20 protein-coding genes and 1 pseudogene are annotated in these 19,702 nt (G+C 35.8%); 8 read left to right on the forward strand and 13 right to left on the reverse strand.

From position 1 onward, the window contains the following. Positions 1-55: 55 nt before the first annotated feature. From BM012_RS16100 to BM012_RS16110, 3 genes are all read right to left on the reverse strand, one after another. Complete coding sequence (locus tag BM012_RS16100) at positions 56-958, reverse strand: AEC family transporter (protein ID WP_061805555.1); 903 nt, start codon at positions 956-958, stop codon at positions 56-58. A 396-nt stretch (positions 959-1,354) separates the two neighbouring features. Beyond that, positions 1,355-1,957, reverse strand: a complete 603-nt coding sequence (locus BM012_RS16105; protein ID WP_061805554.1) for an alpha/beta hydrolase — start codon at positions 1,955-1,957, stop codon at positions 1,355-1,357. 20 nt (positions 1,958-1,977) lie between these two features. Beyond that, the gene (locus BM012_RS16110) at positions 1,978-2,916 is read right to left on the reverse strand and encodes a ring-cleaving dioxygenase (RefSeq protein WP_061805553.1); all 939 of its coding nucleotides are present in this window, start codon (positions 2,914-2,916) and stop codon (positions 1,978-1,980) included. A 613-nt stretch (positions 2,917-3,529) separates the two neighbouring features. Here BM012_RS16110 and BM012_RS16115 point away from each other — a divergent pair. Then, complete coding sequence (locus tag BM012_RS16115) at positions 3,530-4,375, forward strand: STAS domain-containing protein (RefSeq protein ID WP_061805552.1); 846 nt, start codon at positions 3,530-3,532, stop codon at positions 4,373-4,375. 493 nt (positions 4,376-4,868) lie between these two features. Here the strand turns inward: BM012_RS16115 and BM012_RS16120 are convergent, their stop codons facing one another. Then, a complete protein-coding gene (locus tag BM012_RS16120) occupies positions 4,869-5,258 on the reverse strand; it encodes a hypothetical protein (protein ID WP_061805551.1) in 390 nt (129 codons plus the stop codon). Positions 5,259-5,369: 111 nt separating this feature from the next. Here BM012_RS16120 and BM012_RS16125 point away from each other — a divergent pair, with 111 nt between their 5' ends. After that, the gene (locus BM012_RS16125; RefSeq protein WP_061805550.1) at positions 5,370-5,783 is read left to right on the forward strand and encodes a thiol-disulfide oxidoreductase DCC family protein; all 414 of its coding nucleotides are present in this window, start codon (positions 5,370-5,372) and stop codon (positions 5,781-5,783) included. A gap of 24 nt (positions 5,784-5,807) precedes the next feature. Next, complete coding sequence (locus BM012_RS16130; protein ID WP_061805549.1) at positions 5,808-6,287, forward strand: hypothetical protein; 480 nt, start codon at positions 5,808-5,810, stop codon at positions 6,285-6,287. Positions 6,288-6,463: 176 nt separating this feature from the next. On the opposite strand, the pseudogene BM012_RS27340 reads toward BM012_RS16130, so the two are convergent. The 4 genes and pseudogenes from BM012_RS27340 to norA all read right to left on the reverse strand — a co-directional run bounded on the left by BM012_RS27340 (position 6,464) and on the right by norA (position 10,202). Further along, positions 6,464-7,003, reverse strand: a pseudogene (locus BM012_RS27340) (SF0329 family protein). A 271-nt stretch (positions 7,004-7,274) separates the two neighbouring features. After that, positions 7,275-7,541, reverse strand: coding sequence for a hypothetical protein (locus tag BM012_RS16140; RefSeq protein ID WP_372439964.1), 267 nt, complete (start codon positions 7,539-7,541; stop codon positions 7,275-7,277). 180 nt (positions 7,542-7,721) lie between these two features. Beyond that, on the reverse strand, positions 7,722-8,900 hold the full coding sequence (locus BM012_RS16145) for a M20 metallopeptidase family protein (RefSeq protein WP_235606188.1): 1,179 nt from the start codon (positions 8,898-8,900) through the stop codon (positions 7,722-7,724). Positions 8,901-9,011: 111 nt separating this feature from the next. Next, positions 9,012-10,202, reverse strand: coding sequence for a multidrug efflux MFS transporter NorA (gene norA / locus BM012_RS16150; RefSeq protein ID WP_061805547.1), 1,191 nt, complete (start codon positions 10,200-10,202; stop codon positions 9,012-9,014). 586 nt (positions 10,203-10,788) lie between these two features. Between norA and BM012_RS16155 the strand changes: the two genes are divergently transcribed. From BM012_RS16155 to BM012_RS16170, 4 genes are all read left to right on the forward strand, one after another. Continuing rightward, the gene (locus tag BM012_RS16155) at positions 10,789-11,376 is read left to right on the forward strand and encodes a TetR/AcrR family transcriptional regulator (protein ID WP_061805546.1); all 588 of its coding nucleotides are present in this window, start codon (positions 10,789-10,791) and stop codon (positions 11,374-11,376) included. 31 nt (positions 11,377-11,407) lie between these two features. Beyond that, positions 11,408-11,752, forward strand: a complete 345-nt coding sequence (locus BM012_RS16160) for a DMT family transporter (RefSeq protein WP_061805545.1) — start codon at positions 11,408-11,410, stop codon at positions 11,750-11,752. Next, the gene (locus BM012_RS16165; RefSeq protein WP_061805544.1) at positions 11,752-12,066 is read left to right on the forward strand and encodes a DMT family transporter; all 315 of its coding nucleotides are present in this window, start codon (positions 11,752-11,754) and stop codon (positions 12,064-12,066) included. Before BM012_RS16160 ends, BM012_RS16165 begins: the two co-directional genes overlap by 1 nt. Positions 12,067-12,786: 720 nt before the next feature. Next, positions 12,787-13,995 carry an MFS transporter gene (locus BM012_RS16170; protein WP_061805543.1) on the forward strand — a complete coding sequence of 403 codons (1,209 nt, stop codon included), beginning with the start codon at positions 12,787-12,789 and terminating at the stop codon, positions 13,993-13,995. 269 nt (positions 13,996-14,264) lie between these two features. Here BM012_RS16170 and gucD read toward each other — a convergent pair whose 3' ends face one another. Further along, positions 14,265-15,731 carry an alpha-ketoglutaric semialdehyde dehydrogenase GucD gene (gene gucD / locus BM012_RS16175; RefSeq protein WP_061805542.1) on the reverse strand — a complete coding sequence of 489 codons (1,467 nt, stop codon included), beginning with the start codon at positions 15,729-15,731 and terminating at the stop codon, positions 14,265-14,267. 89 nt (positions 15,732-15,820) lie between these two features. After that, positions 15,821-16,699, reverse strand: a complete 879-nt coding sequence (locus BM012_RS16180; RefSeq protein ID WP_061805541.1) for a dihydrodipicolinate synthase family protein — start codon at positions 16,697-16,699, stop codon at positions 15,821-15,823. A gap of 481 nt (positions 16,700-17,180) precedes the next feature. On the opposite strand from BM012_RS16180, the gene BM012_RS16185 reads away from it, so the two are divergent. Then, positions 17,181-17,726 carry a helix-turn-helix domain-containing protein gene (locus BM012_RS16185; RefSeq protein ID WP_061805540.1) on the forward strand — a complete coding sequence of 182 codons (546 nt, stop codon included), beginning with the start codon at positions 17,181-17,183 and terminating at the stop codon, positions 17,724-17,726. Between the two features lie 133 nt (positions 17,727-17,859). On the opposite strand, the gene BM012_RS16190 is transcribed toward BM012_RS16185, so the two are convergent. From BM012_RS16190 to BM012_RS16200, 3 genes are read right to left on the reverse strand one after another with little or no spacing between them, the layout of a single operon-like run. Further along, entirely contained in the window at positions 17,860-19,080 is a 1,221-nt protein-coding gene (locus BM012_RS16190; RefSeq protein WP_061805539.1) for an NAD(P)/FAD-dependent oxidoreductase, read from the reverse strand. Further along, positions 19,068-19,409 carry a (2Fe-2S)-binding protein gene (locus tag BM012_RS16195; protein WP_061805538.1) on the reverse strand — a complete coding sequence of 114 codons (342 nt, stop codon included), beginning with the start codon at positions 19,407-19,409 and terminating at the stop codon, positions 19,068-19,070. Before BM012_RS16195 ends, BM012_RS16190 begins: the two co-directional genes overlap by 13 nt. Beyond that, positions 19,406-19,678 carry a (2Fe-2S)-binding protein gene (locus BM012_RS16200; RefSeq protein WP_061805537.1) on the reverse strand — a complete coding sequence of 91 codons (273 nt, stop codon included), beginning with the start codon at positions 19,676-19,678 and terminating at the stop codon, positions 19,406-19,408. The genes BM012_RS16195 and BM012_RS16200 overlap by 4 nt, the downstream gene beginning before the upstream one ends. Between the last annotated feature and the right edge of the window lie 24 nt (positions 19,679-19,702).

Below are 19,702 nucleotides of genomic sequence, written 5' to 3' on the forward strand. Positions count from 1 at the left end.
TCTTATAGGAGAGGCCCATTCACTTCATGCACAGTGCAAACAAACAACTAGGAATTTAGAGAACAATAGCAAAAATAAGCGGAAGAGTAACTAAACTTAACAGCGTACTTATAAGCGTTGCGCTTGAAACAAAATCAGGATCTGTATTAAACTGTACAGCATACATTGTCGTGTTAGCAGCTGTTGGCATTGCTGCCATGATGATGATAATTTGTTTCATCATCTCATCAATGGGTAAGAAAAGGGTAAATATATAGGAGATACATGGAGAAACACAAAGTTTAATAAGAATAGAAAGAGTAACTTTGCTTTTTTGGATGCTCCGAAGCGAGATTTTAGCGAGCTGCATACCTAAAATGATCATAACAGTAGGAATGGTTGCATCAGCAACTAAATCAACCGTTTTTGTAAGAGCGTCACCTATTGGAATATGACAAATTTGAAAAAGCACTCCTGTAATTGCTCCATACACAGTTGGCATGCGTCTTACCGAGCGAATTGCGAACTTTATTCCATCTCCCTCTTCTCCGCCCTTTGCAGCATAATATACCCCAACTGTACACATCACAAGCTGCTGAATGACCATTAAAATAATAGCAAAGTCAAAACCAGCCGTTCCAAAAAGTAGAAGCGCTACTGGAGTTCCGTAATTTCCGTTATTCATAAAAGAAGACGCTAATATCATTCCACATGTTCCGGCCCTTGAATATTTTTGAACAAAAGCCACTATATACACGATGAGGATTAGTACAAAACAAAGAGCAAACGTGTATACCGTCAAATATAAATAGTCTAAGTTAAACTCTATGGTATAAAAAGTTCTAAAAACTAATACTGGAGACATTAAATATAGTGTCATTGTTGAAATCGTTCTCGTATCAAAGCCAATCTTTTTCTCTCCGATAAATCCAATAAGAAATATGCTAAACACCGGTAATACAACTGTGAAAAATGTCATTTTATTCACCTTTAATATCATTATTTAAAACAATGTAACAAGCTTTCCTGCCACTTTAAAAGCAATCTATATTATTTATAGATTGCTTTGTGAATAAAATACGTTCTTTCTGTTCCAACCTATTTATTCTTTTCGAAAACATCAATGAGTTTGCTAACATATGGAGCATCTGAGTGGGCTCCCCCATTTCCCCCTTATTCAACAACTTAATAAACAGAATATTAAATAAACTTTATTTAATATTATATTTCTCTACGTATAAACAATCAACAGTTATCGTTTTTATTTTTATAAAATGTATGAAAAGTGTTTCATTTTGAAACAAATTCCCCAAACTCCATTTTCACATCAAAAAAACACCCTCAAACTGAAGGTGTTTTCTCATAGGTAAAACCATTAACTTTCTTCATACCACTTTGCAGCTTCTCTCACTTCTTGAAGAGTGAGCTGATGTCCTTGCTGTGACCAAGAAATGTGAACATTAGCACCCGCTTTTTCTAACAGATCATAAAGTTCTTTTGATTCTTCAGCTGTACACATTGGGTCATTTTCTCCTGCTCCAATGAAGACACGTGTGTGTGTTAGGTTCGGTAGCTTTATTCCTCTTCGTGGCACCATTGGATGATGCAAAATCGCGCCTTTTAAAGCATCCTCATAATGAAAAAGCAAACTCGCCGCAATGTTGGCTCCGTTTGAGTAGCCAATCGCAATTACGTTATCTCGGTCAAATCCGTGCTCTTTGGCTGCTTCATCAAGAAATTCATAAAGTTCTTTTGTTCGAAAAATAAGATCTTCTTCATCAAATACGCCTTCTCTTAAACGTCTAAAAAACCTGGGCATTCCGTTTTCAAGAACGTTTCCACGCACGCTTAACATTGACGCGTCTTTATCAATTTCTTCTGCTAGTGCAAGAAGAGAAGTTTCATTTCCTCCTGTTCCGTGAAGTAACAGTAAAGTTGGCTTTGAAGCATCTTTTCCTTTGTGAAAAATATATTTCATACGTATCCTCCTCTCACTTTTCAGTCTAGTTTTCTTACTTGGAATGGAAGCAAAACATTTTCTATTTTATCGCGGTGAATTTCATACTGCTCTGGCAGCATAAGAGCACTCCCCATTGTTTCATATGATTCGTCATGAGCAAACCCCGGAGGATCTGTAGCCATTTCGAATAAAATTCCCCCATGTTCTCTAAAGTAGACGGCATTAAAGTAGTTTCGGTCTTGAACAGGTGTCACTTGATACCCGTTTTTTGCCACATATTTTTGCCACTGAAGCTGATCCTCCTCATCTTTAGCACGCCATGCAATATGATGAACAGTGCCAACTCCCATTTGTCCCCGTCCAACAGACGTTAACTTCACATCAATAACATTACCAATCTCTCCAGAAGATTTAAGGCGAACAAAGTCTCCTTCTTCTCCTACTCTTATAAGACCCATTACATTTTTTAATAAGTTTACTGTCTCTTTTGGACGAGCTGATAAAAGTGTTGCTCCTCCAAATCCTTTGATTGCCACATCCTTGTGAACTTCTCCAAACTCCCACGTATTTTTCTCGCCTTCTTCTCTTTCCACAATCTCCAGGTGCAAGCCATGTGGGTCATCAAACTGTAAAGACTGTTCTCCAAAACGCTCTATTTTGGTAACTGGAATATTAAACTTTGCTAGCCGCTCTTCCCAAAAAGATAGCGCTCCTTTTGGCACAACATATGAAGTTACCCCAACTTGACCATCTCCAACCGTTCCTTGACGTGCCCCTGTCCATGGAAAGAAGGTAATAATACTTCCAGGTTTCCCACCTTCATCTCCAAAGTAAAGATGATATGTTCCTGGATCATCAAAATTTACCGTTTGTTTAACTAAACGTAATCCTAGTACACCTGCATAGAAATCTACATTTTCTTGAGGATGACCAACAATTGCTGTAATATGATGAATCCCTTCTGTTGCTTTCGTCATAGCATTTCTCTCCTTTATAAGTTATTTACGTATTTATATCCTTTTTATCTCGAATTCAAGATTTAAATCCTTAAAAAGTTTATTGATATAGTCTGTATAGCTTTCTTCCCATTCGAATTTTTATTCATCTGTATAATATCTTTAATTCGAGGTAATTATAAAACAATTTCTTCTCGTATGTCAATCCCTTCGTTGATCTGCTAGAAGGTACTATTTTTGCTTAGAACCTTCCAATGTTTTTTGTATTTTTTTACATACGTAAGCCCTTGTGGAATGTGTAGAGAGCTTATTTATGATTACGCCTCAGACTGCTACGTCATTTTAGAGGCCCATCAGGAAATGGTAAAAACAAAGATAAGTGAGCTTCTTCCTTTAAAGTATGTAAGAGATTAAGAGAGTCCCTTACTCTTATATAGTGGAGGATAATCCTTCTTTCTACATCGTTTACGAAATTTTCCACTTTTATTTCTGGAGAGTTAAAGCTTATTTCCTTGTTGTGAGGTTTACTAAAACTATATATAATAATTTATAGTTTTACTGAATTCCTTTAATAAACATAACTATCCGATATAGCTATTAAAAGACATATTTTACTTACGAGGAGATAAAGTTCATGCATAGAAACAACAAATTATATCATTTTCTATTGGAACGCACTCGACTATTAACTGAACAATGGTATGAGTCGATTGATAAATCAGAAGCAGGTGGTGTATATGTTTCAGACGATCCAGAAGTAATTGAAACCGTTAAAAAGCAAAATTACGAATTTCATTTACGTTTTTGTAAAATGTTTGATGAATCATCAACACATTCGGAATTTCTAGCTTCATTTAATGAATGGATTTGTGCTGTTTCAAGAGATGAAGAGCATTTGAATACGCCAATTCATCATATTCTTCGCGAGTTTTTTAATACAGAAGAACAGTACTTAGACCTTATTGAAGAGTTTGTAGAATCGAGCGAAGAAACATACTCATTAAAAACCATTAATCGCTGGAATCGAACAATTATCGAAAACTTCAACTATGTTGTAACTGCTTTTACAAATCAAAGCTACATTCATGCGGAGAAACGTTTAACTGCTCAAAAAGAAATGATTTATGAATTAAGTTCCCCTATCATCTCCCTTAGCGAAGATTTAGCGTTGCTTCCTCTTGTTGGAGATATTGATACAGAACGTGCAAAAAGGGTCCTAGAAAATACGCTGCAGGAGTGCTCTTCCCAAGGTGTCAAACATCTTCTTATTGATCTATCTGGCGTACTTATCATTGATACAATGGTGGCTCACCAAATCTTCCAGCTTATTAAAGCGCTAAATTTAGTTGGTGTTAAATGTACGCTTTCAGGCATCAGACCAGAAATCGCCCAGACCGCTGTTCAAATTGGAATTAATTTCAACGATATGTCTGTTGTTTCTAGCATTCAGAAAGCGTTAGCTTCATATAAATTAGGATAATGTAAGATAAAAAGCTTCTGTTTTATAAACAGAAGCTTTTTATGGCTAATAGCAGTCGTACTTACCTCTCCTATTGTTCTTATGCTTTAATTTTACTGCTCTTCTAAACTAAAAAAGCGGGCCTCCTCGCAAATATTAACATGTACCAAAATCCCACTTTGTTTTCCTCATTTCTTATCCTAAAATCCTCTACACCTTTCTATAACGTTCACAGTAGAAACTTTCGTTTACTTGCTGTTCTCCTTGTGATTCGTAAAATGAAAGGAAACTACAATAATCCCAATAAATGCAGAAATAAACGGACACATCACATAATCTAGTTGAAAAAAGCTCGAAGCATTGATGCAGAAACTATCCGTTGCTTTTCCTATTCCAGATAGTACACTTATTATAAAAAACATAAATAAACTAAGAGCAATAAAAATTGCGCCTATAATAAAAACTATATATACCAATACCTTCCAAATATGTTAACTTTCATTGTAACATATTCTTACTTACCCTTTTCTTCTCTTTCTATCTCCCATTCTCTTAAACGTGTGCGAATATTGTACGCCGTTTCTGTAGGATCTTCCATTTGAAAGATCACATATCTGTATTTTTTATGGCCTATGAGCTCAATCATAACAAGCGGTTCTCTTCTTTCGTACGATAAGAAGTACCACTCATCTCGATATTTAAAGCTTCCCTCGCGAATACTCGTTCCAGGAACAGATGTACCAGGCATTCTTAGCATGATTTGAGGTGGTTCATAATAGTCAACTAAAACGCTGTTAATCATGTGATAAGGCATTCGTACTTTTCTTTTTAAACAAAAATAGCTTGTTAATCCTGTTAGCTCTAAAATAAGTTCATTTTGTTCAAACCGGATTTTTCTTCCCACACTATTCCCCTCCCTTTGTATTTTTCTTACAAAATTGTAAGATGTATTGTTATTATCTATATTTTATAATCAAAATAGTGAAATTTTCAGTAGATTAATGAGGTGATAGAAATGAAGGATAACCACGATATCATTGTTCTTTTTGATGGAGTATGCAATATGTGCAATAGCTTTGTACAGTTTGTGATTAAAAGAGATCCAAAAGGTGTATTTAAATTTGCTTCTCTTCAATCTAATACTGGATCTTCTATATTGAATCACCATGAATATAGGAAAGATTTGCATTCTATTGTTCTTATTGATGGAGATACGTTATATACCGAATCAACAGCTATTTTGCACATTGTTTCACATCTTAGTGGGCCTGTGAGAATTCTCTCTTTATTTAAGATGGTTCCAAAACCGCTTAGAGATAGATTGTATCAATTTGGTGCTAAATATCGCTATCTGTTATTTGGAAAACAAACTTCTTGTATGATTCCCACAAAAGAAATCAAGAGTCGATTCATTGATCTTAACGAATAAACAATCGAGAAAGAAGGAAAATGAGTGAATAAAACCGTTTTTTTATACAAGTTAAAAATGAGCACGATTACTACATTTCGTTACGTTTTAGCATTAGCTTTTTTTATTTACGGAGGAGCTAAGATTTATCCTGGCCAATTCTCGACAGGTGACTTTGTTTTTGATTCCACAAAGGATTCCGCTATGCAACTCGCTTGGCATTTTTTCGGCTACTCTGACATTTATAATTTATTTATTGCAGGTGGAGAAATTACAGCAGCCTTATTATTGCTCATTCCAAGAACTGCAACTTTAGGAAATATTATTTACTTACCTATTACAGTGAATATTACCATTCTAGATTACTGTTTTAATATCCCAGCCCTTTTCATTAGCTCTCTTCTTACCTTTATGAGCGTTTCTCTTCTTCTTTTTGAATATCGAAAGCTTAAAATGATTTTCTTCAATTATCCACCTATCGTTAAAAAAGAGATGTCACATCATAAGAAGGTGAATATTTTATGATTATTTTTGTTGCTTTATTTATTATCTTTTCTCTTTCTCTGTTCTATTATTTTGTGATTCAAAAAGATGTGTAGTAGATTAAAAGCACAAAAAAGTCCTCTATTTTTTGTGCTTTTGATAGCTCTTTTACTATTGAATCCCCTATTTACTTATATATATCCATCCCTTTTTTCTCATCAGACCTTTAACTTACTCTGAATTCCTTCCGCTTCACATCTTAATTGGTAAAAATACTTGATTATACTATGTTCTTCTAATATAGATTCCTCAATTCTTAATAATGTTCTCTTTCCTAAACGCCGATCCATCATACATAAAATCTTCACAATAGAATTAGAGGAGACGAGAGCTATTTCTATAGTCAAACTAAAATACTCTTCAAGAGCGGAAAAGAAGTCATATTAAGCATAAATAGCATCTTTTTCAAGCGTTTTATATACTTTCTTCCAAATGCACTCTGTTTCCTCTTCATTCTCAAAATCATATTGCTGTTCTTTTTTTCTGTGTTCCCACTCTCTAAGATAAAGCTGACTTTCTGTCTTGATTGTACACATACTAAAAACCTCTTTATGATCAACCGTAATGACCACTCTTCCTAATCCATCATGTGCTTTTCGGTAGTTGATAATATGAAAATCCACTCTCTTACAAAGAGAATCGCAAAGAAAACTTAATAAATGTTTTTTAGCTTTGCTCCATTTGGGGCTATATAACACAGATGTATTTCTCTCCCTTTACATGTTCTATGCGTTGATATATCCATATATTAACACAAAGTTATTTTTCCCTTCTATGTTCCCTACAAGAAAGGCATTTTAACTATACACCCAAACAAAAAAGAGCTTCTACACCTGTTAGAATGCTCTTTTACGTAAACGATTTAAAAAAATTCTTAGCTCTCAAATAATGAGTCCAAGATTCACTACTCTTGATATAACACGGTTTTTTCTCATTATCTTTAATGGAAAAGTAAGATATTTCTTCCTACTAATCTAATTCTTCAATATTTTTCAACTCTTTTTTAAAACTTTCATAATGCCAGTTAAAATGATCAAGTTCTGTTTCTAACTCAATTAGAAGGTCTATCATTTTTTCTTTCGTTATGTTATTACTCACTATCTGAAGAATTAAATCCTGTATTTTAGGAGCACTTTCTAAAATATCATATAAGTCTGTTGCTACTATCTCTGTTTCTTTCTCTGATGATAGCAAAGACATACAGTGCGTTAGTCGATTGAAGTCTATCTCACCCACATTTGTTCCTCTTTTCCTGTTTATTATGTAACTAAATTTCTCCTTTTTTCATACTTTTCTCCATTATATATAAAGAAGAAATAAAAATCAAACATACGTTCGCTATCTATTTTTCTTTTAATAAAAAAAGATAGTAGAGATAATCAACTCTTACTATCTTTCTATTTACTATTCTATTTTTCATTCCAAGTAGTTTAAAGCGTACTGAGCAAGCAATGCTCCTCCATACGGAAGAGATTCTTCATCAATATCAAACAATGGATGATGAAGGGGGGACACAATTCCTTTGTTCTCATTTCGCACACCTAATCTAAAAAATAAGCCAGGTACTTCTCTCGTATAAAAAGCAAAGTCTTCTCCACCCATTGAAGGATTAACAATTGAAAAGGAATGTTCGCCAAGTATCATCTTAACCGTTTCTTCTAAGGTAGGAATTAAAGATGTATCGTTAGTTAAAACAGGAGTTTCGTAGTGATAGTGAAACTTGTACTCTCCACCTAATGATGAAGTAACACCTGATATGACATTTTCCATCTTTTCTTTCATTGACTTTCTTACATCTTCATCTAATGTTCTAACAGTTCCACCAAGACTCACAGAGGAAGCAATAGCGTTGTCTGCATATCCTCCATGAATTTGACCAATCGTTAAAACAGTAGAAGTGAGCGGATCCGTTTGTCTGCTCACAATTTGTTGAAGAGATGAAATAACGTTAGCTGCCATCGGGATGGGATCTTTAGAGAGGTGGGGGTGTGCAGCATGTCCACCTCTACCTTTTATTTCAATATTAAAAAAGTCGGATGCTGCACATACTTCTTTTTTAGAACATGTTACATGTCCTGTTTCTATCATTGGATTAACGTGCAATCCAACAATAGCATCAACTTTTGGATTTTGAAGAACGCCATATTCAATAAGCCTTTTTGCTCCTTTTCCGGTTTCTTCAGCAGGCTGAAACAAGAGCTTAACATTTCCTTTTTTCACTTTATTTTCACTTAACAGCTTTGCTGCACAAAGGAGCATTGTTGTATGAGCGTCATGACCACAAAGATGCCCTTTTCCTTGAATTTTAGACGCATAAGAAGTTTCTTTTTCATCCTTAATAGGAAGAGCATCTATATCTGCTCTTAATGCTAGCGTTGGTCCATCACTTTCCCCTTTAATTAAAGCTACAATTCCTGTCTTAGCAACGATGTTAAAAGGAATATTCATTTCTTTTAATCTTTCTTGGATAAACTGCGATGTTTTCTCTTCTTCAAATCCAAGCTCTGGGTGTTGGTGAATATATCTTCTCCATTGAATCAAACTTTCTTTTAGTTCTTCAGCTTTCTTTCTTAGCTCATTCATATTCTCACTCATCCCCCCTTATAAAAAAAAGAAAATGAAAACCTGAATTCCCTATCAGTGTTTCATTTTCTTCTTGTAATCTCAATTATAAATACGCTTAGAAAGCATATACTATGTTTTTCTTTACGTCTGTGAAGAAAGCTCTTTTTCTTCACGCTGATGAGGATGCTTCCAAGCAAAAGTAATGGCTACCCCGACCGCTGAGAAGAGAGCAGCAAAGTAAAATGGATAATTTAGATTAATATCAAACAAAATACCTCCAACAATAGGACCGAATACATTGCCAAGACTTGTGAACATGGAGTTCATTCCTCCAACAAATCCTTGCTCATTCCCTGCAATACGCGAAAGATACGTTGTTAAAGCAGGTCGGATTAAATCAAATCCAACAAACGTTACCATCGTGACAAGCAGAACCATATAGTAAGAATTCACAATTGTAAGCAAGAAAACAATGATCGTTGAAAAAATGAGGCTGTAGCGCACAACGCCAATTTCACCAAACCATTTTGTTAAACGCTCAAACAATGCCACTTGCACAATAACACCAAGAATAGCTCCACCTGTAATCATAATTGCGATATCTTTTGGTGTAAAAGCAAATTTATGGTCTGCGAAAAGAGAGAAAAATGATTCAAACGCAGATAGTCCAAATGAAGAAATGAAAAGAATTAAAAATGCGATAAAATACATAGGCACAAAAATGCGTTTTAAGCGACCTTGCCCTTTTACGATTTTTACTTCTTCATTTTCAGGGTTCCGCTGGGGTTCACGTAAAGCAACAAGAGAAAAGACAGTAGCAACTAATGCAAGGCCTGCGGCGAAAAAGAATGGCAACCGCGTACCAATTTCAGCTAAAAATCCCCCAACTCCTGGACCAACAATAAATCCTGTCGAAATAGAAGCTGACATATAGCCAAGCGCTTTAGCTCGAGTATTTAAAGTTGTAATATCCGCAATGAAAGCTGTAACTCCGGGCATAATAAAAGCAGCGCTTACTCCACCGAGCATGCGGGAAACAAATAATACTTCAACATGCTGCCCTATTCCAAATAAAAATTCTGAAAGACTAAAAATAATCAACCCAATAATAATCATTTTTTTACGTCCGAACTTATCAACCCAGCGACCTGAAATTGGTGACACAACGAGCTGTGTAAGTGCAAAGGCAGCTACCATATACCCCACAATTGTTCCAGATAAATGAAGTTCATTCATGATAGTAGGTGTTACAGGAATTACAAGTCCAATGCCTAAAAAAGCTATAAATAGATTTGCTAATAGGATAAATAATGTTACGTTCTGTTTTTCCATGGTGTTTCTCCTTTATTTTAATAAAGCTATAAACATTTAAAAGATAAGATGATTTTCACTTTCTATTCCAAATATTAGTCAAGATTAACGAGCTTTTCTTATCATAAAATCATTTAGCAAGTAAAAAACTAATCTAGACTCATCGTTTCCTACAATAAAGAACCCTATTCTTTCATAAAAGCGAATCTCTCTATATCTTCTCTCAAACCTTCCTTTTATATTATTTTAAGCAAACCATAGCCTTCTTTAAGAAGTGCGGAGATAAACTTCTCGTATGAATCGGCTCTTCACTATCCATAAGAAACGCAGAAAGAAGATTTGTCGTAGACTTCTCTTTTCGATTTTAACTTATATTTCTCTCTATACTCATATCATTGTTATTGTTGTTTCTCCAGTTTTCATTATTTTTCATTCATCATACCCCTTTCTTATCTCTGCTTTGTAAAAGCTGCTAGTGACACATTTTAAAAATCTTAAATTGACAGCTTCTTTTCCCTTTGAGATAATAACTAACGATCGTTAGTTTTTAAACAATACGAATGTATTATACTAGAAATTTCCTTATAAAGAAAGGAGTTTAGCTTCTTTGAGTTCTAAAAATTTAATTCTTACTTCTGCTCTTCATCATTTTTCAAAATACGGATTTGAAGGTGCATCTTTAGGAATGATTGCTGAAGATGCTAACATTAAAAAACCTTCCATTTATGCGCATTTCAAAAGTAAAGAAGATTTGTTCATGAATGTCTTTTCCCTCGCTGAATGCGAAGTGAAAAAAAGAACATTTCAATATTTTATCGAACGGTACAATCGGTTAAATATACGAGAAACATTAGAGGCTTTTCCTTTGTTTCTCATTCGAAACTACCAAGACGAACCAAGCTTTGGATTTCTGCTTCGCCATTCTTTCTTTCCCCCGGAAGCTTTAATGAAAGAAGTGATGGATCGAACAAATCCACTGCTTGATTCGTTTCAAGAATTATTGAGAAAACGTTTTGAACGAATTCCGCAAGAAGAAATTATTGCATCCCCACAAGATGCTTCCATTGCGTATCTTACGCTTGTAGACGGTATTTTAATTGAAATGCTTTTCGCATGGGAAGAAAAAGCAATGCTTCGGATGAATGCTGCATGGCCCATTTTTTGCAGGGGCGTTTTTGCAGATGAAAAGAAATAAAAGCAATAAGATAAAAGGAGTTTTATGAAATATGAATAGGGATTGGATATACGTCATTGGAGCAGGAATTGTAGAAGTTGGTTGGGTAACCGGTCTTAAGCACTCTTCAAACATTTGGGAGTGGCTATTAACGGCTCTAGCGATCATAGTGAGCTTCACGCTTATTCTAAAAGCAACGAACAATCTGCCGGTTGGCACGGTTTATGCTGTTTTCACAGGATTAGGAACAGCTGGAACAGTAGCATCTGATATGCTATTGTTTGGAGAACCTTTTCAGATTGCAAAAATATTATTAATTGCTCTGTTACTAGCGGGCGTGATTGGCTTGAAGTTAATTACAGATAAAGAAGATAAACAGGAAGGAGAGCATGCATAATGGCTTGGGGATTTTTAATTGTCGCTGGTCTTTGTGAAGTACTCGGCGTGTTTGGACTTAAACGCGTTACCATTAGAAAAGATGTATTATCTCTTCTCATGCTTATCGCTTCTTTTGCATTAAGCTTCACAATGCTTTCATTAGCGATGCGTGACCTGCCAATGGGAACCGCTTATGCGATTTGGACAGGAATCGGCACTGTTGGCGCAACCCTTGTTGGAATGTTCGTCTACAAAGAACCAAAAGAATGGCGACGCATTTTATTTATTTCAATGATTTTATGTTCTGCAATTGGATTAAAACTGTTAGGATGAACAACAAGGCCAGCTTTTTAGCTGGCCTTGTTTATTTATGTATAAAGGGTAGATATATACCGACACAAGAAACTCATTATTTATTACTATAATTAATGAGTATCCACTATTATTTAAGATTTGAACGTATATTAAAAGCATTTCTGAAGGAGACAGACACCGCTTCGGACGGTTTATGTTTAGAAGAAATGCATTTATTTTGAAATTCTTTAAATTTAAAATAAGTTACATTTTTCCATAAAGATACATTGGAAATATCCGTTATACCAAAGGAACTTCGTCTGATCTTCTAGCTTTCCTTCTTTCTAAATATTTTTATCACCACCATAATATTTAGAAAGATTGGAGGATAAATCAACTAGACAGAATACTATTTAATAATAGTTACTCAAAACTTTATATTGAAACTTGTTTTTTAACATGCTAGTATAAATATCAATATGATATTTCCTTTAATACGGTCCAGTGAGGCCGAAAAGGATGGATTGATAATCTAGTAATATTTGTTTATTAACATATCCATGCCCTTTTGTCCTCTTTTGACAGAAGGGCATTTATTTTTGTTTCCATTTAATACAAAATTTTCAAAACCTCTTTTAAACGAAGTTCTGTGAGACTTCAAAAGAGAATGGATAAGATGCTGTAATCGGTTTTCTAATCCATTCCTTCAAAACAAAAAGAGTTTTTACTTCAAAGAATATTACTGGAGGGTGGATTAATTTGAATTATCGTAACAAAACAGTTGTGGCATCTGTAGCAGGTTTAACATTAGAAGGCATGGACATCATGTTTATCTCTTTTGCCATGTCAATGATTGTAGCGGATTTTAACATTGATTTAGCAACAGGAGGATTTATTTCTTCAATCACAAATATTGGCATGCTTATTGGTGGAATTATTTTTGGAATTTTGGCAGATAGATTTGGCAGGGTGCGAATTTTCACCTATACGATTATCTTATTTGCAATAGGAACAGCCTTAACGGGATTAGCAGCAAATATTGAACAAGTTTATTTATTTAGATTTATTGCCGGACTTGGAGCTGGAGGAGAATATGGAATTGGTATGGCTCTCGTTGCAGAGGCTTGGCCTAAGAATAAACAAGGGAGAGCTTCCTCTTATGTAAGTGTAGGTGCTCAATTTGGTGTTATTCTTGCAGCCTTACTTAGTGCAATCATTCTTCCTACCTTAGGGTGGAGAGCCTTGTTTATCGTTGGAGTGCTTCCTGTTATTTTTGCCTTTATTGTGCGAAAGAATTTAAGCGAATCTCCAGAATGGATGGCAGCAATGAAGAAAGAAAAAGTTGTCGGAAATCCAAAAAAAGTCAATTTACTTCAGTTATTTGACACTCCTAGAACAGCCATAACAACGATTACTTTAGTTGTTATGGCAACAGTTCAAATTGCAGGTTATAACGGATTGATGATTTGGCTACCATCTATGCTTCAACAATCCCAAGGTTTATCTGTTTCAGGCTCAGCGCTCTGGACTATTAGTACAGCTGTTGGAATGATTATAGGAATGCTGACCTTTGGACGATTCATGGATCGATTTGGTGCAAAACGTGCTTTTGGAGTTTTTCTTTTAGCTTCAGCCTCGGCTGTATTCTTATATTCGTACGCTGAAGGTGGTGCAGGAGTGTTAATTGGCGGGGCAATCGTAGGTTTCTTTTCAAATGGAATGTTCGCTGGGTACGGAGCATTAATAAGCAGTTATTATCCAGTTCATATTCGTAGTACGGCCACGAACACAATTTTTAATTTTGGTAGAGCAATCGGAGGATTATCACCAATTCTCGTTGGATATATTTTGCAAAGCTACGATATGACAGTAGCTATGACCTACTTAGCAGCACTATATTGTCTATCTTTAGCCTTTATGCTTACTCTTAAGAAAAGAGAGTTTAATAGTAATAATGAAGTCGTCTAATATCTAGTCACCTCCCGGCATATAATCGAAAGTTCGATATAAGACGGGAAGACATTTAACAAGTATCACAAAAGGATCTTCGTTTGAAGATCCTTTTATAGTACCACCCTACTTTCGGGCTCAACGCAAGGACTTATTTCGCCTTTACCTAAAATCAAAAAGAATTCGGTGATACACTGTTTTGTATCATACCCCAATCTATAATTTGGTGGTAAATTCATGTTCTTATTTTTTATAAATTATCTTTGGACCAGAACTAACAGCTATATTTATCCTTTAATAAATACAGTCTTAATAGCAGTATAGAATTCTTTCGCTGCTTCTCCTTGTTCCCGCGATCCAGTACTAGATGCTTTCATTCCCCCAAATGGTGCTTGAAGTTCTACCCCTGCGCTTTCCGCATTGATTCGAACTAGACCAGCGTCAATATCATCAATGAATTTAAGTAAAGAACTAATATTAGATGTGAAAATGGAAGCACTTAATCCATACCTTGTATTGTTGGCAATTTCAATGGCCTCTTCTAAATTAGTTGCTCGAAGAAGGGCAATAACGGGTCCAAAAATTTCTTCTTGAGCAATTTTCATTGTTTGTTGTACATTCCCGAAAATAGCAGGTGTTATATAAAAACCTTTGTCAAATTCTTCACCAGTCAATGTCTCCCCACCAGTGATGAGAGTGGCACCTTCCTCTTTTCCCAGTTCGATATATTTTTTCACGGTATTAAATTGGCTTTCACTAGCGCATGGTCCCATCCAAATTCCTTCTTTAAGGCCGTCTCCTACAGTGATTTTCTTTGTTTCCTGAACGAGTTTTTCTACAAATGAATCGTAAACCTGATTTTCTACAATAACACGACTTGAGGCTGTACATTTTTGACCAGTTGAACGAAAACCGCCACTGATTACTGCTTCAACTGCTGCATCAAAATCGGCATCTTTTGTCACGATGACTGGGTTTTTCCCTCCCATCTCTAGCTGGAATTTAACACCACGTGATGATGCAGATTTTGCAACTCTCTTACCAACATTTTCAGAACCTGTAAATGTGATAGCGTCTAAAAGTGGATGGTCAATCAACTGCTGACCTATTACAGATCCAGAACCTGTAACAAAGTTCACTACCCCCTTTGGAAGCCCTGCTCTATCAAAACATTCTACTACTTTCGCAGCCGTCACCGCTGCTTCGGTTGCTGGCTTAAATACGACTGTATTTCCATACACGAGAGCAGGGGCAATCTTCCAAATTGGAATAGCAACCGGGAAGTTCCAAGGGGTAATAATGCCAACAACACCAAGTGGAGTCCGTCTTGTAAACATAAGAGCATCCTTATCAGAAGAAGGGATAACGTCTCCATCTTTCCTCATACCTTCACCAGCATAGTACCGAAGGATCGCAACTCCTCTAGCTGTTTCTCCCTTTGCTTCGGGAAGCGTTTTCCCCATTTCCTTTGTCATCGTTTCAGCAATCTCATTCAAGTTTTCCTCAAGAATGTTTGCTACTTTAAATAAAAATTGACCTCTTTCTGCCTGCCCCATTTTCCTCCAAGACTTTTTAGCTCCATGAGCTGCTTTAGTGGCGTTTTCTAAATCCTCTTTTATTGATTTTTGAATATAACCTACAATTTCGTTTTTATTAGCAGGATTGATGCTTGCTTCTACTTGTTCATTTAAGCTACTTACCCATTCACCATTTATATGATTTAAATATGTTTTTACTGTTGTACTTACAGTCATCCTAACACCCTTTCTTGAAAAATAGAGAATGGGTACAAACTATTAAAGACGACTGTACCCATTCAGATAGATTTTATGTTTTTAAAAAATCAAACAGTTAATTGCTTAGAATAATGGAAAGCCTCTTCTATTTTTTGGTATTGTTCTTTGCTTAATGGTAAACGTGGTGGACGTGTAGGTCCCACTGGTTTACCAGCTAGTTCCATCATGTATTTAATAGATTGAACTAGTTGAGGACTAGCATCATAACGAAAAAGAGGTAAAAGGTGCTTATACAGCTTAAGTGCTTCCTTTACTTTCCCTTCTCTTCCTAGATGAAATAATTCCACACCTTCTTTTGGTAAGGCATTTGGAACACCGGAAATCCAGCCCGTAGCTCCAACTAAAGCTCCTTCAAGAGCAAGATCATCTACTCCAACCATTACTTCAAGATCAGTTTTTTCTAAGATTTCTTGCATACGACGTACATCACCTGAAAATTCTTTGACACCAACTACATTTTCGAACTTCGAAATTTCAGCTAGTAAGTCAGGAGTTAAATCCGTAGGATAATCTTTTGGATTGTTATATGCAACGATTGGAAGCCCAACTTCGGATAATGCTTTGTAGTGTTCAATAATTTCATTCTCTAGAGGTTTATAGTTAATTGGAGGTAAAGCCATAATACCTGCTGCACCATGTTCTTTCGCATGTTGTACCCATTTTACAGACTGAGCAGTTGACGGCGCTCCTGAACCAACTAAAACAGGCACTCGACCATTAGCCGCTTTGATGACAGTTTCTACTAATTTTGCTCTCTCTTCAGCTGTAAGAGTAGCATATTCTCCTAAAGATCCCCCTGGAACGAGCCCGTCTACTCCTTGTTCAATTAACCAATTACATAACTCTGTTAATCTAACATAATCTACCTGATAATCTTTCGTAAAAGGGGTAACAAGTGCCACATAAACTCCATTGAATTTTGCCATCATAAATTCCTCCTAATTGATCTGATTTCTTAAAGACTTACCTTTTTTAAAAAAGGTTGGTATCTAATTTTTTGATTTCACCTTCCAGAGATTGGACATTAGAGGTCTTTTTTAGTTCATAATTCAAGAATAAAATGCACTTCTTTCTTGAAACCGAAAGATTTATATTCTAAATAATCCCTCCTCAGCTTATTTTTAAAGTGATAGTTAATAAAATAACCAAAATTGAAGTGTTACTTTATTTATTATTGACCTTACCATATAGTTCATCTCTTGTAAACTAAATTTTCTGAATATTTTTAAACTAATCTACATAGCTTTTTATTTTGTTTAATATTCTTAGGAAACCTTTTCAATTGTTTGATTTTGAATAAAATAAGACTATAATAAAATTAAAGTCACACTTTAATTTCTAACCAAAAGAGAGGTATATTATTGTAAACTACAATTTTTTATCATATATGTTAGAGAGGTATACAGAATGGATGATTCAATCGGATCTAAAATAAAAGCGTTGCGAAAAGAGCGAAAACTAACACTAAAACAAATATCAGATAAAACCAATCTTTCTATTAGTTTTTTATCACAAGTGGAACGTTTAAAATCATCTATTACACTTGAATCATTAAAAAAGATTTCTGACGCACTTAATGTCAATCCAGGCTACTTTTTTTCAGATTCAGAGAAAAAGACTAAATCGACCATTATACGAAACTCTTTAAGCGATTTAAATAGTAGACCGAGTAGCTTTATTTATAAAGACCTATCCGAAAATATAGAAAATCCCCTTTTTGCCCCTTTGTTAGTTATGCTCAAACCGGGTGAAAATAGAGGAAGTTCGTATTCACATCAAGGTCAAGAGTTTCTTTATGTTTTGGAAGGTACTCTTACTATCCTTATTGACGATGAAGAACATGATTTACATCCTCTTGACTGTATATATTTAGACTCAGCTACCCCACATAATTGGATTAACCACACTGATTCCAATGTGAAGTTTTTATGCATTTCATCTAATCCTATCTGATATTCAAAAATTTCTACTTGAAGTAAAAGTGACATACTAAGTGGCGTTAAGGTGAGTTAAATACTTAAATTAGCAGGTTCACCATTAGGGTGAACTCTGCTTAAATTCGTAAAAAGTTTATTTATAAATCAAACTATCTTTGCGTTGAAAAATAACGACTCCCCCATAGCTCCCTCATTTTATTTCTCCCACTGTCGATCTTAGGATTGAATTGGATTGTAGCTTTCCTCCGAACCGTGCGGACATTTTGTATTGCTTGTTGTAGTTGCTGATCAATTGTCTCTGCTTTTTTCCCAGCATATTTGGCAATTGACAATCCTGCAGTTGTTCCTTGAGCCATAGCAATTTTACCACTTTCAATACCGGTGATATTACCGGCTACAAATAACCCATCAAGAGGGGTTTCCATCGTCTCTGAATGATGGGGAACATGGCCGCCAAGTTCTGGAATGTATTGAAATGGACAACCGGCCACGGCAGCAAGCTCTGCCAACGGATATAAGCCTCCTGCTATACAGACAAAATCTGCTTCGTAAATCATCTCAGACCCAGCAATAATATTACCATTAGCATCAATATCAGCGGTACGAACTCCTTCCACCCTATCCTTGCCAATGATTTCAAGTGCCGCTTTGCGGAGCTGAAGAGGAGTTCCGTTCACTTTCATGCCGTTTTTGGGATAAAAGTTCAAACCGATTTTTCTCATTCGATCATTTTTCATGAAATGACTCCCAATGCGTAATAATAGCGATGGGGCCAGATGGGCTGCGTTTAAAAGTGATTTCATGACCTCCTCTGGTTCACCTGCTTTTTGGCTAATGGGACTTTTTTCCGGAAGTATAACCCGATCAACCTTAATACCAGCTAGTTGTAATTCATTTAAGATCGCAAATGCTAAAATATTTGCTCCGATAATGATTCCTTTTTTGCCGACTTGGACGCGGTGGACATTCGTCATTACTTGAGCCGCACCGATCGACATTACACCGGGAAGAGTCCAACCTGGTAGCGGAATAGGGTATTCGGCGGCTCCAGTGGCTACTAATACAAATGGTGCTTCCAGCGTACCTGAACTTGTATGCACATTCCATAGGTGTTCTTCTTTTTCTAAATTATAAACGGATACACCACAACAGATATCAACTGATAACCTTTTCGCTTCTTGATGGAGGCGTTCTGATTCTTTAATTCCATTCCACCATTCACCAGAAGGTTCTTGATGAAGTTGTCCAAGCAAACGGCCTCCTGGCTTTATAAACTCATCAATAACTTTCACGTTGAGACCAGAACCCGCACAGGCAATAGCTCCTGCTAATCCCGCTGGCCCTCCTCCAATTACAATCACATCAACCATTGCTTTTCCACCATCCCTGTCACAATATTTGGATGCTGTTTCCCACTTTCAACAATCATGTCTTTTTCTACAGTGGTTAAGCAAGCTCTGACATTTTTTTGATTATTAACTGTTACACGACACTCCAAGCAATGACCGATGTTGCAATAAATACCTCTAGGTGTTCCACTATCTTCGTGAACGCGGAGTTTTCTAATTCCATTCGCCAAAAGAGCAGCAGCAATTGTTTCATTTTTGTAGGCTTCATATGTAACTCCATCAAACCGAAAAGAAATACGTTCTCTATTATCTAAACTGCCTAGAATAGGATGATCCAATATTCTACTCATTGATTTTCACCTACTGTTCCAAACGTCACGGGTCGAATTGGCGGCTGGTATTTTAGCGGAATTTTACTAGATGACACATTAGGAATGACGCTTTCAATAATCCTATCTAATGTTAGCCTGCATGTACGTCCACTACAAAAACCCATACCTGCCCTTGTTCTTAATTTTAATTCTCTCGCTGTGCATTTATGTTCATTTGCTGTTGATAGAAGTTGCCCATAAGTAACTTCCTCACAGCGACAAATAACAATGCTCTCTTTGTTAGGCATTCGTATTCCTCCTCTAATCTCTTT

This window comes from Priestia endophytica DSM 13796 (assembly GCF_900115845.1).
In the GTDB taxonomy this organism is placed as follows: domain Bacteria; phylum Bacillota; class Bacilli; order Bacillales; family Bacillaceae_H; genus Bacillus_I; species Bacillus_I endophytica.

Excerpts from the sequence above, each read along its gene's own strand:
- BM012_RS16100 (WP_061805555.1), bottom strand. The coding sequence starts at position 958 with ATGACATTTTTCACAGTTGTATTACCGGTGTTTAGCATATTTCTTATT.
- BM012_RS16105 (WP_061805554.1), bottom strand. The coding sequence starts at position 1,957 with ATGAAATATATTTTTCACAAAGGAAAAGATGCTTCAAAGCCAACTTTA.
- BM012_RS16110 (WP_061805553.1), bottom strand. The coding sequence starts at position 2,916 with ATGACGAAAGCAACAGAAGGGATTCATCATATTACAGCAATTGTTGGT.
- BM012_RS16115 (WP_061805552.1), top strand. The coding sequence starts at position 3,530 with ATGCATAGAAACAACAAATTATATCATTTTCTATTGGAACGCACTCGA.
- BM012_RS16125 (WP_061805550.1), top strand. The coding sequence starts at position 5,370 with ATGAAGGATAACCACGATATCATTGTTCTTTTTGATGGAGTATGCAAT.
- BM012_RS16145 (WP_235606188.1), bottom strand. The coding sequence starts at position 8,900 with ATGAGTGAGAATATGAATGAGCTAAGAAAGAAAGCTGAAGAACTAAAA.
- norA (WP_061805547.1), bottom strand. The coding sequence starts at position 10,202 with ATGGAAAAACAGAACGTAACATTATTTATCCTATTAGCAAATCTATTT.
- BM012_RS16160 (WP_061805545.1), top strand. The coding sequence starts at position 11,408 with ATGAATAGGGATTGGATATACGTCATTGGAGCAGGAATTGTAGAAGTT.
- BM012_RS16165 (WP_061805544.1), top strand. The coding sequence starts at position 11,752 with ATGGCTTGGGGATTTTTAATTGTCGCTGGTCTTTGTGAAGTACTCGGC.
- gucD (WP_061805542.1), bottom strand. The coding sequence starts at position 15,731 with ATGACTGTAAGTACAACAGTAAAAACATATTTAAATCATATAAATGGT.
- BM012_RS16180 (WP_061805541.1), bottom strand. The coding sequence starts at position 16,699 with ATGGCAAAATTCAATGGAGTTTATGTGGCACTTGTTACCCCTTTTACG.
- BM012_RS16185 (WP_061805540.1), top strand. The coding sequence starts at position 17,181 with ATGGATGATTCAATCGGATCTAAAATAAAAGCGTTGCGAAAAGAGCGA.
- BM012_RS16190 (WP_061805539.1), bottom strand. The coding sequence starts at position 19,080 with ATGGTTGATGTGATTGTAATTGGAGGAGGGCCAGCGGGATTAGCAGGA.
- BM012_RS16195 (WP_061805538.1), bottom strand. The coding sequence starts at position 19,409 with ATGAGTAGAATATTGGATCATCCTATTCTAGGCAGTTTAGATAATAGA.
- BM012_RS16200 (WP_061805537.1), bottom strand. The coding sequence starts at position 19,678 with ATGCCTAACAAAGAGAGCATTGTTATTTGTCGCTGTGAGGAAGTTACT.